Origin of the sequence: Endobacterium panacihumi (assembly GCF_050847465.1) — a bacterium.
Taxonomy (GTDB): Bacteria; Pseudomonadota; Alphaproteobacteria; order Rhizobiales; family Rhizobiaceae; genus Neorhizobium; species Neorhizobium panacihumi.
In genome coordinates, this window is the sequence record NZ_JBOZRA010000001.1 from 1,342,430 (window position 1) to 1,356,800 (window position 14,371).

Consider the following 14,371-nt stretch of genomic DNA (forward strand, 5'->3'; position numbering starts at 1 on the left):
GAACCCGATCAGAGACCTACCGACGCCGCCTCAGTCCTGCCGGGGCGGCGTTTTACGTTCTTCAACGACCTTCATGACCGCAGAGATCAGAGCCGCCGCTTCATAGGGCTTACGCACCACAGGAGCGTCAAAACTGGCCGGAATGATCGAACGATCGCTGTAGCCGGTGGCGAAGACGAAAGGCACGTTACGTCTGGTCAGTTCTTCGGCGACGGGAAGCGATGTTTCGGAGCCGAGATTGACGTCCAGAATAGCGACGTCAGGCGTGAAATCGCGCAGACGGCGAAGCGCTTCGGAGGCGGAAGGCGCGGTTGTTACCTTGGATATGCCGTGGTCGGCCAGCATGGTTTCGACATCGGCGGCCACCAGCATCTGGTCCTCGACAAGAAGCAGATCGAGTTCCGACATCAGGGAAACGCTGGCGTTCTGATGGTCTGCCGCCCTTTCCGCCAATTCCGGCAGGATTTCGGTTTCGGCGATATGGATATGCTGCGCCGGGATCAGGAAACGTCCCTGAACACCATCGGCCTCGTATTCCACCTTGCTCTTGCCGCCGAGTTCGAATGGTACGCTGCGATCGATCAGCACGGTGCCGAAACCGGCACGCGATGGCGGCGTAACGGATGGCCCCTTGCTTTCGCTCCAGGTCAACTCGCAATCGCCATTGTCGAGCCTCTGCCAGTTGATCTCCAAAAGACCGCCCGTGACCGACAGTGCACCATATTTCGCGGCATTGGTCGCCAGTTCATGCAGGACCAGCGCCATGACCGAATAGGCGCGGCTGTCGAGCCAGACATAGGGACCGAGCAGCGTCACGGTGCGTGCGCCATCACGATAGGGTTTCAGTTCGGCTTCCAGCAGTTCATGAAGCGCGCCACCATCGCCACCACGCACCACCTGATCGTGCGCGAAAGCGAGCGCCTGAATGCGGCCCTTCAGCGTGGCAATGTAATCCTGCAGATTGCGGCCTTCCTGCACCGGGTGGCCGATCAGCGCCTTGATGACGGCAAGGATGTTCTTGACGCGGTGGTTGAGTTCCTCGTTGAGCATGCGCTGGCGCACATCGGCCTTGCCGCGCTCGTCTTCCAGCAACTCATTGTGGTGCAACACGATTTCCACGAGGACGGAGCGGATGGCTTCCGCGATTTCCTCTTCGCCCACCGTCCACGGCTGCGATTGCAGATGCACCGTTTCCTTCCAGATCGCAAAACTCTTGCGCGGCGTCAGGCGTTCGCCGAGCGGGCCGGTCTCGTAGGATTTTTCCGGATTGCCCGCCCAGTTCAGCGTCTGCACCACTTCGCGGCGAAAGAAGAACAGGTAATCGCGCGGGCGCTGCGACAGCGGGATCGCCAGAACACCACAGACTTCGCCGGCATAGGCAATCGCCTCCGGCAGGTCGCCGACAATATTGTGGGTCGACCAGATACGACTGTTGGCAACGGAGCCCACGAAATCGGCAAGCACCGAAACCGTTTCGACCGGCGGCGTCATACCAGATGGTGTCCATTCGCCATCCAGCCACAGGCCGATACCGTCACTCGGGATCATCGCCCTGAATTCTGCAATCGACGTACGCAGTAGACCGCCGAGATCGGTGTGATGCGAAGCCGTCTGCAGGAACTGGTCGAGGAAACGGCGCGCCTCGTTGGTGGTGTCGAGGATCTGTTTCTGCTGCAGCGCCGACAGGTGCATCGACAGGAACTCGCCGAACATTTCAGCGGCCACGCGCTGTGTCAGCGACAGTGTTTTCGGGCTGTAATGGTGACAGGCAATCAGGCCCCACAACTCGCCGTCGATGACGATCGAGATCGACATGGAGGCGCCGACGCCCATGTTGCGCAGATATTCGCAATGGATCGGCGAAACGCTGCGCAAATGCGCAAACGAAAGGTCGAGCGGCAGGCCGGCCTCGTCCAGTGTCGGCACGATCGGCACGCGATGGCCCTCGGCATCGGAAATGATGCGGATCGTGTTGCGCAGATAAAGGGTTCGCGCCTGTTTCGGAATGTCGCTGGCCGGAAAATACTGGCCTTTAAAACTTTCGAGATCGCGGCGTTTGTATTCGCTGACCACCTGGCCCGCACCATCCTGCTCGAAACGGTAGACCATGACGCGGTCGTAACCGAGCATGGCGTACATCAGGCGCGTCGATTTCTCGATCAGCTGGCTGATGCTGGAAATGCTACGCACGCGACTGATCAGCATGCGCGCGGTTTCGAGCGGCTGGTCGGAATGAGCGGCAGCCGGCTGGAATTCGATGATGACGGAGGTCTCGACACGATGCACGGAGACGTCGAAGGCGCCGGCCTCGTTCACATGCACTCCCATGCGCAGTGCGGCGCGGCTCGGGTCGTCCGATGTCGCCAGCGCATTGCGCAGCGTGTGGGCCGCTTCCCCACCGATCACTTCATCGAGACGAAGCCCGTTGATCTCACCTGAAACGCCCAGCATCTCGGCCGCATTGGCCGAGTGACGAATGACCGTCGCGCCGGTCGCATCGCATGCCAGAAGGCAGCCATGCGGCTGGATGCTGCCTGGAATATGGATCGGTTCGCGGTCGCAATTGGTAAGATCGACCGTCATCTTGTCAGGCATATAAACTTTCCCTGAAAGCAGATCCGACTGCTTCCGATACGGCCAACCCATCGAAATCGACAGGGTTCCCGCGCAACCTCTTCCTCTAGAACTCCGAAAACTAGACCGACGCCGCCAGCTTGCCGTAAGCGTCCCGTTTCCCTCCCGAAGGCCTCGCCGCCCGATATCCGACAATGTACCACAGTTATCAGCGCTTTAGCACGTGAGCAGATAGAGCACTGCCTGCAGATTTTCCAGATTACGCCGAAGGTTTCGTTTACGCAGCGGCGCAACAGGTCCGCTGTCATCCAGCTACTTTGTCACGATCTTCATATTTCTATCGTAAACTTGACCAATCGCAAGTGAGAGGGTTGCGATCCGGCCGCCAAAGGGTTCCCTTGCGCAGCGGGGTCACATGGCCCATATGCTGATCAACATTTTGAGGAAGAGCAGCCGGCTGTGAGTGCATTTGATAAAAAGACACCATCCAAGGAACCGCGCTGGCTTGGTCCGGTCGCGTCTTCCAGCGTTGCCCTGATTCCCTCCATCTCTGCGGCACGTTGGCTGCTGGTGCTGATTGTCTTTGCCGGCATCTATTTCTTCCACGGCTTCATCGTTCCGGTTCTGGCGGCTCTCGTCATCGGTTTCGCCAGCTGGCCGCTCTATAGGCGCCTGCTGGCACGCGTCGGCGGCAGCACCACGCTTGCCGCAACGATCGCCATCCTCTTCATCGTCACATTTCTGCTGGTTCCGATCGGCGTCGCCATTTCCTATACGACCGGCGAAGTGCGCGAATGGGTGGGCTGGGCACTTGAGGTCAACCGTATCGGTGCGCCGACGCCGGAATGGATCGCCACCCTGCCCTATGCCGGACCGTGGCTGGACAACCAGTGGACCAGCCATATCGGCGTGCCCGGCGCGATCGGCGAATATATCCAGATCGTCAGCGGCGCCAATATCGGCAACATTTATCGCGCGGTCGTCGCGGCCGGTGGTGGCGCCTTCCATCTGGTTCTGACGCTGCTGTTCATGCTGATCGCACTGTTTTTCGTCTATCGCGACGGCGCATCCTTCTCGCGCCAGATCGATCTGATCGGCGAACGCATCCTGCCGTCGCGCTGGGAGCGCATTTCGCGTGTCGTTCCGGCCACAATCAGCTCGACCGTCACCGGCATGACACTGATCGCCATCGGCGAAGGCATCGTGCTCGGCATCGCCTATTGGATCGCGGGCGTGCCCTCGCCCGTCACGCTCGGCGTCATCACCGGCGTCATGGCCCTCATCCCCGGCGGCGCACCGCTCTCCTTCACGCTCGTCTCCATCTACCTCGTTGCCAGCGGATCGCCGTTTGCCGGTATCGCGCTTCTCGTCTGGGGCAGCGTCGAGCTTTTCATCGTCGACAAGACGGTGCGCCCGCGCCTCGTCGGCGGTCCGATCAAGCTGCCCTTCCTGCCGACCTTCTTCGGTCTGGTCGGCGGCGTGAAGACGATGGGCTTTCTCGGCCTGTTTATCGGCCCGGTGCTGATGGCGCTGCTGGTGGCCGTGTGGCGGGAATGGGTGCGCGAAGTGGAACTGTCGGAGCCGCGCGAAGCGGAAGCGGCCAATACACCCGCAACGGATACGCCCGCCGCCCGCCGCGAGGTCGCCTCATCCTGATCCTGAAGGACGCCAGCCGGCTTGCCTTGCTGGCGTCACGATCCTTGGCATAAGCTCGTTCCGGAAACAGAACGGGACGCCCATGAACCCTGCCATCATCGCCATGACCATTCTCGGCTGCGACGACGCCGTCAAGGATTGCCAATACATCGCCACGCTGCAGCAGCGCTGGCCGTCGATCGAGATGTGCAACGCCGTGTCCGAGCAGCAACTGGCATCCTTCGCCAATGTCTCCTACCCCGTGGTCATTGCCGTCTGCCAGGATCCGAGCACGCCTGAAACTGCCGACAATGCGCCACCTCAGGCGAAAACACCGGATGTGGAAACGGCCGTCAAGCCGCCGGAAACCGAAGAGCAAAAGCGCGAGGAAGAACGCGGTATGGCCGCCCGCGCCATCAGTCGGGTCACATCGGTCCTGCCGAGCAGCGACGGTATCCGCACACTGTTCGGCAAGCCGGTTCGTCTGGTGGAAAACAGCTATTCCTGGGTCGCCAAGAAATTCAGGGACTGAGGCCTACGCCGCAAACGCCAGATCGCCGGCGTAAGAGCGCGCCAGCAAGCGCTCTTCCATCAGATGCAGCTTCTCGATCATATCGAGCATTTCCGCCAATGGAGACATAGGCTGCGCCTCGGCTCTGAAACGCTCGATCAGCGGCAGGCAAATGCTCTGCAGCGAAAAACCGATCGGTGAGCGGGCGGCCTCGCGCCATAAAAGCACGGCCTCAACGAAAACATTGGCGATAGACCGGTCCAGGCCCGCCGCTTCGAAGAGGGCGCGCACGGCATGCATTCGGCCGGTGGCGAGGATGGAGCGCACACGCTGGTCATCGAGGCCTGACAGGTTGCAGATCGCGCCGGAGAAGAAATCCACCTTGCCGCCGCACAGGACATGAATGAGGAAAGCTGGCGTCAGGCGGCCTTGCTGGCGAAGATGCTCCACCAGACCGGCGATATCGTGATGCCGCACCGTACCGGCGATGGCGACGGTTGCCGCTTCACTGGCCTCGCGGGTGACATAATCGATACGCGACGCAGTCAATGTGGTTCGCATCAGATCGCTGGCGGCCAATGCCTCGCTGACATGACTGACCAGAAGATGGCGGGCATCGGCGGTCAAATCCTCACGATCGAGCAGCACGTTACGGATATCCGCATTGTGGCCGTGACGCTCGGCCATCCGGCGCAGCGTGAAACGGGTGATCGACGCCGTTTCGTTTTCGAGCAGGAGCAGCGCCTCCTCCTTGCCTGCCACTTCGGCGATGGCGGCGGAAATGCCGCGCGACAGGTTCGGACGGGACGCTACCAGCGCCCGCGTCACGACACTTCCTCTTCCGACCAGATCGACAAGGTCGACATCGGTCAGCACCGGCGAGCGGGTGATGACGGAGGAGGCGATCAGCGGCTGGTCTTCAGCCAGCGACATGATCATGCCGCGCGGAGCATCCGGCGAATCGGCAACCGCTTCGGCGAGCGCTGCCCGTACCACCGGAGACGGATCGTCCAGCAGATGCGTCAGCGCCAGCACTGCCGCCTGCCGCTTTTCATCCTGCACCGACGAGGCAAGATAGCCGCGCGCCAGTGCATGGGCAGCTTTTGCCCTGTCTGCTGGTCTGGCGGTTTCCGCCCAACGAAGAAAAGCCTGTACGATCACCCCGAAACCCCAATACAAAAGGAGCGTTAGCCGCATTCACCCTACGAAATGCAGCCTAGGGAAAAATCGTTTAAGATTGGTTCACCATAAGATTTAACCACGAACGGAGAGTATTTCTGTCCGCTTTACTGCCGAAATCATGGCTGCTCTTGCCGCCCGGCCCAGACCTTTCTGAGGCACCCAAAAACACGCCCTGCGCCATCGTTGCCGACCTGCGCGATATGCAGATCGGCATGGACGCTTTCCCGCTCTCCGGCGCGACGGCCGCCCTGCTGCCCGCCGTGACCAAAGACACGATGACGGCGCCACTCGGCCTTTGCATGTCAGGGCGAATCGCCACCGTCATTCTCTCCGGCGCACGGCATGGCGCCGACGTTCAACATCTGGATGTCCTGTTGCAGGTGGCCGAAGCGCGCGCCGGAATTTCCATGGGAACGACGCGAATCATTGCCATGGCTGGAGATAATCCGCATGGCCTGCTGGCCGCCGCCAGCTTTTCAGGCAAGAGCAAACGCCTGATCGCACTTGGATGGGATGCAGCTGCCCTGGCCATTGCCATGGGGTCTGAAAACGGGCTCGGCGCGGAGGTTGCAGCCATGGCCCGCGCGACACTGCTGCTCGCGGCAGCGGCCGCAGGCGTATCGGCAATCGATACGATTGAACCGAACACGGACGAGCCATCGTTCCACACCGCCTGCCTGCACGCCAGAGCGCAGGGTTTTTTCGGAAAAATGACCGGCACGCCTTCGCAGGTGCCGGTCATCCAGTCCGTGTTTACAGGCTGAAGATCAGCCCTTGGGCGTCGACGGCCGCGTCATTTCAAAAACATCGGCGCCGCTATCGGCGTAATCGCGATAGCCCATGCGACCGAGCGGACGGGCAATGCCCATATCCACCCTGCCCTCGCGAAGGATTTCCTCGCTGAGATGGATGCCGACAACCTGACCAAACACGATAATCGCCTCGGCCTTGCCGCCGTCGATCGTCTTCGGCTCGATGATCTCGGTCACCCGGCACTCCAGCGCCGCATAGGCCTCGGCCACGAAAGGCGCATCGACCAGCGTTCCCGCTTTCGCGGCAAGACCCGCAATGGCGAATTCATCGACGCCGTATTCGACGCTGATGGATGAGGCATTCATCTGTTCGGCCAGATGCCGGCTGGCAAGGCTAGCCGTGAACACGCCTGTCTCGCGGGCATTGCGCAAACTGTCCTTTGGGCTGCTCGACGAAAACATCACCAGCTTGGGATTGTCGCAGATCGCGTTGAAGAACGAATAGGGCGACAGGTTCAAGGAACCATCCCGCCCCTTCGTACCAATCCAGCCGATCGGCCGCGGCGACACGATCGCCTTGAACGGATCGTGCGCCAGACCATGCCGGTTTTCGTCGGTCGAATAGAACATCCTCATTCCACCCAGGAGACGATGTCGGCGAGTTCGGGCCGCGGCCGGTCCGGCGTATTGAAATCGCTGGAGCCGATATGGATGAAGCCGGCCGCCTTTTCACCCTCATTGATGCCGAGCGCCGACTGTACGCGCTCGTCATAGGTGATCCATTCGGTGCGCCAATTGGCGACATAACCATGCGCCTCGCAAGCCATGACCATGTTGAGGCAAAGCGCACCTGCGGACAGCACCTGCTCCCATTCCGGGATCTTTGCATGCGGGGCGGCCGTGCTGACGACGGCAACAACCAGAGGCGCACGGGTAAAGCGGGTCAGTTCCGCCTGTTGGGCGGCCTCGGTCATGTCAGGCGTCTTTTCCAGCGACAGGCGCAAAAACTCTTCGCCGAGTTTGACGCGCGAATCACCGCGATAAACGATGAAGCGCCAGGGCGCGATCTTGCCGTGATCGGGCACGCGCGAGGAAAAACGCAGGATTTCCGTCAATTCGTCCTGCGATGGTCCGGGCTCCCTGTATTGCGCCACCGGCGTGGAATGGCGTTGGCGCAGGTAGTCGATCAGCTTGATATCATTGCCCATGGTCACACTCGCATGTTTGACAGTTCGATGACGGACGCGTCCGGCATTTCAACCTGTTTTTGACACAGGCCTTGAATTTGCCTTGGCGTTGGTTTTCAAGTGAAGTCTGCAACACCAAGAGTCAATCCGGGCGAAATGACCAGAACCTCCATTGCCGTTTATGTGATGATCGGTGCAGCTTTTGCTGCCGCGCCGGCATCATCGTCTTTTGCCCAGGATGCATTCCAGAATTTCAAACAGCTCGGCGGCTCCACGAAAATGCCGAAGCTCAATGCTTTCTCGGCAACGCCCGGCGCTTCCGCTGGCGCGATCGCACGCAATGTCGCCTTCGAGGCCAAGCTGACCAAGGATGGCGAAGCGATGAAGGACGGGCTTGCTTGGCGCGTCTTCGGCCCCATTCCGGGCGCAGACGGCAAACTGCCGCTGCTCGCCAGCGCCGATGGCGGCACTGCCGATTTCCAGCTATCGCCAGGCGACTATTTCGTGAATGTAGCCTTCGGTCGCGCCGGTGTGACGAGAAAGCTCACCGTGCCGGAACAAGGTCAGGTCGACAGGCAGACTGTGGTTCTCGATGCCGGTGGTTTCGTGCTCAACGCGGTGACCGGTTCCGAGGTCCGCATCCCGCCGAACCTGCTGACCTTCTCGGTCTATTCCTCGGAGAGCCGCGAGGACGGCGAACGCGGCCTGGTGATCGCCAACGTCAAGCCGAACAGCATCGTGCGGCTCAATGCCGGCACCTACCATGTCGTATCGGAATATGGCAGCGTCAACGCCGTGGCCCGCGCCGATATCCAGGTGGAGGCCGGCAAGCTGACGACAGCGACGCTGCAGCACCGTGCAGCCCAAATCACCCTGAAACTTGTCTCCCAACCCGGCGGCGAGGCAATCGCTGATACGGCCTGGTCGGTTCTCACGGGTTCGGGCGACGTCGTCAACGAAAGCGTCAGCGCGTTTTCGACAATGGTCCTGTCCGAAGGCGATTACCTTGCCGTCGCCCGCAACAAGGACAAGATCTACCAGCGTGAGTTCACGGTGAAGGCCGGACAGAATGCCGATGTCGATGTGCTGCTGACCACACATGCGCAGACGGCCAACGCCGATATCGAATAATCCGTCGCGCCGGCAGCGTTTCAGGCCGCTTCGCTTCGGTTGGCGGCCTTTCGGGCTTCGCGCCGCGTCGGTGGACGCATGATAAAGACCGCATCGTAAAGCCTTGCCAGAAGCAGTTTGCGGTCCGTCGTCGTCGCCATCTCCTCATAAGGAATGACGGAACCGATGCGCGCGCGAATGGTCGCACCCGACAGACACTTGAACTCGCGGATCAGCAGAGACAGGCGCAGCACGAGCGAAATCTTGCTGGCAAAATGGAAAAGCGGCCCGTTCTGGCCCTCAAAATAGATCGGCAGCACATTTGCCTTGGCCGACTGGATGAGCTTTGCGGGAAACATTTTCCACGGCAGATCTTCCGCTCTGCCGAAACCACGCCTTGCCGTCGCCACGCCACCGGCAGGAAAGATGATGATGGTCACACCCTCTCTCAGCAGTTTCAGCGCCTCATGGCGCATGGCCATGTTCTGCGCCAGCGCCTCCTTCGTCTCCTCGAAGGAAACCGGCAGAGAATAAGGCGCCATTTCCGGCACCTTCAGAAGCTCGTTATTGATCATCACCCGGAAAGGACGGCCAAGCTGCTCGGCCAGCGCCAGGCTGGCTATGCCGTCACCGATGCCGAAGGGATGGTTGGCGAGGATGACCAGCGGCCCGTCCGGCAAATCGCGCGGCGGCCATTCACCCGCCACATCCATGCCGACATCGATGAGATCGAGCATCTTGCCGAAAACGCGGTCGCTCTTGCCGACGATATCGCTGCGCCAGATGTCGTAGAGCCGGGCATAGCGGTTGCGGCCGGACATGCCCTCGATCGAACGGATAATCCAGCGTCTCAGCCGCGTGTCGCGCTCGTTGGCATATGAAAGTTCCTTGAACTGCAATGCGGCCTCCACACGACCATCCGGCATTTTCGCCACGCATCATTGCAGTTCGATGACAAAATGAAAACGGCGCCTGTGGATTTCCCGCAGACGCCGTTTTCAGGTTTCAGATCAGGCCAACTCAGCCCTTGGCCTTGCGAGCCGCCGCCTTGCGCTTGACGTCCGGCGGCGTCGCCTCATCGACCAGCGAAGCAAGAGCTTCGTCGAGCGACATGGCTGTCTGCGCCTGCGAACCAAGGCGGCGGATGTTGACCGAACGCTGTTCGGCTTCCTGACGGCCGCAGACGATGATCACCGGCACCTTGGCAACCGAATGCTCACGAACCTTGTAGTTGATCTTCTCGTTGCGGAAGTCGGTCTCGACCTGCAGGCCGGCATCGCGCAGCGCTTCCGCAACTTCGCGACCGTAATCGTCGGCATCCGAGGTGATCGTTGCAACGACAACCTGAGTCGGCGCGAACCACAGCGGCATGTGACCGGCGAAGTTTTCGATCAGGATGCCGAGGAAACGTTCCATCGAACCGCAGATGGCGCGGTGGATCATGACCGGCTGGGTCTTTTCCGAGTTCTGATCGATGTAGAAGGCGCCAAAACGTTCCGGCAGGTTGAAATCGACCTGCGTCGTGCCGCACTGCCATTCACGACCGATGGCATCCTTCAGCGTATACTCGAATTTTGGACCGTAGAAAGCGCCCTCGCCCGGCAGGATACCGGTCTTGATGCGGCCTTCCGACTGTTCCTCGATCGTCTTCAGAACATCCGTCATGACGCTTTCGGCGCGATCCCACAGATCGTCGGTGCCGACGCGCTTTTCAGGGCGCGTGGACAGTTTGACGACAACTTCCTGGAAGCCAAAGTCTTCATAGACCGACAGGATCAGCTGGTTGATGCGCAGGCATTCGGCCGCCAGCTGCTCGTCGGTGCAGAACACGTGCGCATCGTCCTGCGTGAAGCCGCGCACGCGCATCAGGCCATGCAGCGCGCCCGAGGCTTCGTAACGGTGCACATTGCCGAATTCGGCGAGACGGATCGGCAGTTCGCGGTAGGATTTCAGGCCATGCTTGAAGATCTGCACGTGACCCGGGCAGTTCATCGGCTTCAGCGCGAACACGCGGTTGTCGGCTTCCTCGTCGTCCGGATGGGTGAACGCGTAGGCCGATTTTACGGCGAACATGTTCTCCTGATACCAGCCCCAGTGACCGGAGGTTTCCCAGAGCGAACTGTCGAGAACCTGTGGCGCGTTGACCTCTTCATAGGTGCCGGCCAGACGGCGGCGCATATAGGATGTCAGGGTCTGGAACATGCGCCAGCCCTTGCCGTGCCAGAACACCACGCCCGGACCTTCTTCCTGGAAATGGAAAAGATCCATTTCGCGGCCGAGCTTGCGGTGGTCGCGCTTTTCGGCTTCTGCCAGAATATGCAGATACTGGTCGAGCTCTTCCTGTGTCGCCCATGCCGTGCCGTAGATGCGCGTCAGCATCGGCTTGGTGGAATCACCACGCCAGTATGCGCCGGCAACCTTCATCAGTTTGAAGGCGGTGCCGATCTGGCCCGTCGAGGCCATGTGCGGACCACGGCAGAGGTCGAACCAGCCGCCCTGATTGTAGATCTTCAGGTCCTGACCTTCCGGGATCATGTCGACCAGCTCGACCTTGTAGGCCTCGCCCTTGTCGCCGAAAACCTGCTTGGCCTTTTCGCGCGTCCAGATTTCCCTGGTGAAGGCGGCATTCTTCTGAATGATCTCCTTCATCTTCTTTTCGATCTTCGGCAGATCTTCGGGCGTGAAGGGCCAGTCTTCCTTGCTGTCCGGATGGACGCGCTTGAAGTCGTAATAGAAGCCGTTTTCGATGACCGGGCCGATCGTCACCTGCGTGCCGGGCCACAGATCCTGCACGGCCTCGGCCATGACGTGAGCGGCATCGTGACGGATCAGTTCCAGCGCGCGCGGATCGGTGCGCGTGACGATCTCGATCTTGCCATCGGTGACGGCATCCGAGAGATCGCGCAGCTCGCCATCGAGCGTGATTGCCACGGCCTTCTTGGCCAGCGACTTGGAGATGGATTCGGCGACGGCAAAGCCGGTCGTGCCCGCGTCATAGGCGCGAACGGAACCATCGGGAAATGTAAGGGAAACGGACATCTGAATTCTCCTGTCCAGTCCCGCCAACGAATGCGGGTGGTCAAAAATGGGCTGCGAGACGTTTTGCACGCAGCAACGAACGGCGCGGTGATAGTCAAAAACAGGCGCGGAGTAAAGGTTTCAGGCCTTCTTGCCGAACTTCCAGAATGCCCATGGCATGAAGCGCTTATAGGCACTTCCAAGCATTTCCGGCACCGGATCGAGGCCTGACGTACCGCCCGGCCCGCAGCGCCCGACGCGAAACAGGGTCAGCCAGAAACCGGACCAGAAACCATGCCGCGCGAAGGCTTCATAACCGTATTCCGAACAGGTGGGAATATGGCGGCATCCGTTGCCGACAAAACCGGAAAGCGTCAGCTGGTAAAGGCGGATGAAGCCCATGCCGATGAGGCGTCCCGGCGTCTTGGCGAATGGGCCGCTCCAGTTGCGACCAACCGGCTTCGGTCGCTCGCGCGGTTCGTCCTCGTCATCATGCCACTGGCCGCAGGCGCCGCACATCGGTCAGGCCGTCGCAGCGGTGGCGTCAGTTCGCGCCTCGGCCTGATCGATCGCATCGACCACGGCATCGAAGGTCAGCATGGTGGAGGCGTGGCGCGCCTTGTAATCCTTGACGGGTTTCAGCACCCGCATTTCCTCAAAACGGCCGACCGGTCCCTCGCCGCCCTCCTTCAGCATGGCCAGCATGTCGGCCCGCGCCTGACGCAGTTCTTCCACGCTTGCGCCGATCACATGTTTCGCCATCGCCGCCGAAGAGGCCTGCCCCAGCGCACAGGCCCGCACCTTGTGCCGAAAGTCGGTGACAACGCCGTTCTCAAGCTTCACAAAGACCTTCACCTTCGACCCGCATAGTTTCGAATGTTTTTCCGAAACGCCGTCGGCATCCTCCAGCACGCCGGAAAGGCCGATATTGCCTGCAAGCTCGAGAATGCGGCTGTTATAGATGTCGTCCATGGTCACCAGTTTCCGGATCGTCGGTTCGCGGCCAATATTCGCCGTCTTCGAACACTGCGTCTTCGGCAATGATCTGTCATGCCGCCTTCATTACCATTATATGCTATCGGTGGAAGCCTGCATCAAGACGCAAGGTTTTAGCGGCATCCGCCCCGAAATCGGAATGCAATGTCTTGTAAAATGGGCCGCGCGGCGTCAGATAGCGCCAAAATGACGTTCGACAGCCGAGGCTGACGCGTCAATGCACTAGGATCGGATGCGACCTTGACCCGCATCAGGATCAGGAGACGATAGATGGATGCCATTGTGAAGAACTTTCCGGCCGCAGGCCAAACCGATGCTCGCCCGACCCAGCAGGAGGCCGAGGACGCGGTGCGTGTGCTTCTGCGCTGGACCGGCGACGACCCGTCGCGCGAAGGCCTGCTGGATACGCCCAAACGCGTTGCCGCCGCCTATCGCGAACTGTTTTCCGGTTATGACAAGTCGCCCGAGGAAATCCTTGGCCGGACCTTCGAAGAGGTCGCCGGCTACAAGGACATGGTGCTGGTCCGCGACATTCCGTTTTATTCGCATTGTGAGCACCACATGGTGCCGATCATCGGCAAGGCGCATGTCGCCTATCTTCCGAAGGGTCGCGTGCTTGGCCTTTCCAAGGTGGCCCGCCTCGTGGAAATCTATGGCCGCCGCCTGCAGACGCAGGAAGCGCTGACGGCGCAGATCGCCAATGCCATTCAGGATGTGCTCGACCCGCGTGGCGTCGCCGTGATGATCGATGCGGAACATCTGTGCATGGCCATGCGCGGTGTGCAGAAGCAGGGTTCGACCACGCTGACGACCACGTTTACCGCCGAGTTCGAAAACAATGCTGCCGAACAGGCGCGTTTCCTGACCCTTATCCGCACATAAACACTGCCGATCCGCAGGGATATCATGACGCTGACATTTGCCGCACCGTCCGCCGACAAGCATGCACTCGAGGCGGGCGGCGATTTTACGCCCCGCTTTGACACCCATGGCCTCGTCACCGCCGTCGTCACCGATGTGCGCGATGGCGAATTGCTGATGGTGGCGCATATGAATGCCGAGGCACTCGCTTTGACGATCGAGACCGGCATCGCCCATTATTACAGCCGTTCGCGTGCCAAAATCTGGAAGAAGGGCGAAACGTCCGGCAATCTGCAGACGGTCGAGGAACTGCGCACGGATTGCGATCAGGATGCCGTCTGGCTGAAGGTGCGCGTCGCCGGCCACGATGCCAGCTGCCACACCGGCCGCCGCTCCTGCTTCTACCGCACGGTGAAGGGAATCGACGGCAAGGCTGTCGTCGAGATCGCCGATGACGATAAGCATTTCGATCCCGATAGCGTGTACGCCAGCTGAGGAACGAATCGTCGCGCCGTCCCGTTTCCTGTCACATTTGCCGTTGATCA

14 protein-coding genes are annotated in these 14,371 nt (G+C 60.5%); 6 read left to right on the plus strand and 8 right to left on the minus strand.

What is annotated here, in order from left to right:
- Positions 1-30: 30 nt before the first annotated feature.
- Positions 31-2,595: an HWE histidine kinase domain-containing protein gene (locus ACRQ1B_RS06690; protein WP_432292860.1), complete on the minus strand. Its 2,565-nt coding sequence runs from the start codon at positions 2,593-2,595 to the stop codon at positions 31-33.
- A gap of 438 nt (positions 2,596-3,033) precedes the next feature.
- Between ACRQ1B_RS06690 and ACRQ1B_RS06695 the strand changes: the two genes are divergently transcribed.
- Positions 3,034-4,230: an AI-2E family transporter gene (locus ACRQ1B_RS06695; RefSeq protein WP_432292861.1), complete on the plus strand. Its 1,197-nt coding sequence runs from the start codon at positions 3,034-3,036 to the stop codon at positions 4,228-4,230.
- 82 nt (positions 4,231-4,312) lie between these two features.
- Complete coding sequence (locus ACRQ1B_RS06700; RefSeq protein WP_432292862.1) at positions 4,313-4,741, plus strand: hypothetical protein; 429 nt, start codon at positions 4,313-4,315, stop codon at positions 4,739-4,741.
- 3 nt (positions 4,742-4,744) lie between these two features.
- Here ACRQ1B_RS06700 and ACRQ1B_RS06705 read toward each other — a convergent pair whose 3' ends face one another.
- Complete coding sequence (locus ACRQ1B_RS06705; protein WP_432292863.1) at positions 4,745-5,917, minus strand: DUF2336 domain-containing protein; 1,173 nt, start codon at positions 5,915-5,917, stop codon at positions 4,745-4,747.
- 197 nt (positions 5,918-6,114) lie between these two features.
- Here ACRQ1B_RS06705 and ACRQ1B_RS06710 point away from each other — a divergent pair, with 197 nt between their 5' ends.
- Positions 6,115-6,666 carry a hypothetical protein gene (locus tag ACRQ1B_RS06710; protein ID WP_432292864.1) on the plus strand — a complete coding sequence of 184 codons (552 nt, stop codon included), beginning with the start codon at positions 6,115-6,117 and terminating at the stop codon, positions 6,664-6,666.
- A 3-nt stretch (positions 6,667-6,669) separates the two neighbouring features.
- Here the strand turns inward: ACRQ1B_RS06710 and ACRQ1B_RS06715 are convergent, their stop codons facing one another.
- Positions 6,670-7,284, minus strand: a complete 615-nt coding sequence (locus ACRQ1B_RS06715; protein ID WP_432292865.1) for a flavin reductase family protein — start codon at positions 7,282-7,284, stop codon at positions 6,670-6,672.
- A gap of 2 nt (positions 7,285-7,286) precedes the next feature.
- Entirely contained in the window at positions 7,287-7,862 is a 576-nt protein-coding gene (locus ACRQ1B_RS06720) for a nitroreductase family protein (protein WP_432292866.1), read from the minus strand.
- A gap of 135 nt (positions 7,863-7,997) precedes the next feature.
- On the opposite strand from ACRQ1B_RS06720, the gene ACRQ1B_RS06725 reads away from it, so the two are divergent.
- Positions 7,998-8,972 carry an RgsD C-terminal domain-containing protein gene (locus ACRQ1B_RS06725; protein WP_432292867.1) on the plus strand — a complete coding sequence of 325 codons (975 nt, stop codon included), beginning with the start codon at positions 7,998-8,000 and terminating at the stop codon, positions 8,970-8,972.
- 20 nt (positions 8,973-8,992) lie between these two features.
- On the opposite strand, the gene ACRQ1B_RS06730 is transcribed toward ACRQ1B_RS06725, so the two are convergent.
- From ACRQ1B_RS06730 to ACRQ1B_RS06745, 4 genes are all read right to left on the minus strand, one after another.
- On the minus strand, positions 8,993-9,850 hold the full coding sequence (locus tag ACRQ1B_RS06730; protein ID WP_432293824.1) for a lysophospholipid acyltransferase family protein: 858 nt from the start codon (positions 9,848-9,850) through the stop codon (positions 8,993-8,995).
- 121 nt (positions 9,851-9,971) lie between these two features.
- On the minus strand, positions 9,972-11,990 hold the full coding sequence (gene thrS, locus ACRQ1B_RS06735) for a threonine--tRNA ligase (protein ID WP_432292868.1): 2,019 nt from the start codon (positions 11,988-11,990) through the stop codon (positions 9,972-9,974).
- 120 nt (positions 11,991-12,110) lie between these two features.
- Positions 12,111-12,488 (minus strand): membrane protein insertion efficiency factor YidD, encoded by a 378-nt coding sequence (gene yidD / locus ACRQ1B_RS06740; RefSeq protein WP_432292869.1) that lies wholly within the window; start codon positions 12,486-12,488, stop codon positions 12,111-12,113.
- Between the two features lie 3 nt (positions 12,489-12,491).
- Entirely contained in the window at positions 12,492-12,941 is a 450-nt protein-coding gene (locus ACRQ1B_RS06745) for an iron-sulfur cluster assembly scaffold protein (RefSeq protein WP_432293825.1), read from the minus strand.
- A gap of 294 nt (positions 12,942-13,235) precedes the next feature.
- Here ACRQ1B_RS06745 and folE point away from each other — a divergent pair, with 294 nt between their 5' ends.
- Both folE and hisI read left to right on the plus strand, forming a co-directional pair.
- Complete coding sequence (folE, locus tag ACRQ1B_RS06750) at positions 13,236-13,847, plus strand: GTP cyclohydrolase I FolE (protein WP_432292870.1); 612 nt, start codon at positions 13,236-13,238, stop codon at positions 13,845-13,847.
- A gap of 24 nt (positions 13,848-13,871) precedes the next feature.
- Complete coding sequence (hisI, locus tag ACRQ1B_RS06755; protein WP_432292871.1) at positions 13,872-14,321, plus strand: phosphoribosyl-AMP cyclohydrolase; 450 nt, start codon at positions 13,872-13,874, stop codon at positions 14,319-14,321.
- Positions 14,322-14,371 lie beyond the last annotated feature (50 nt).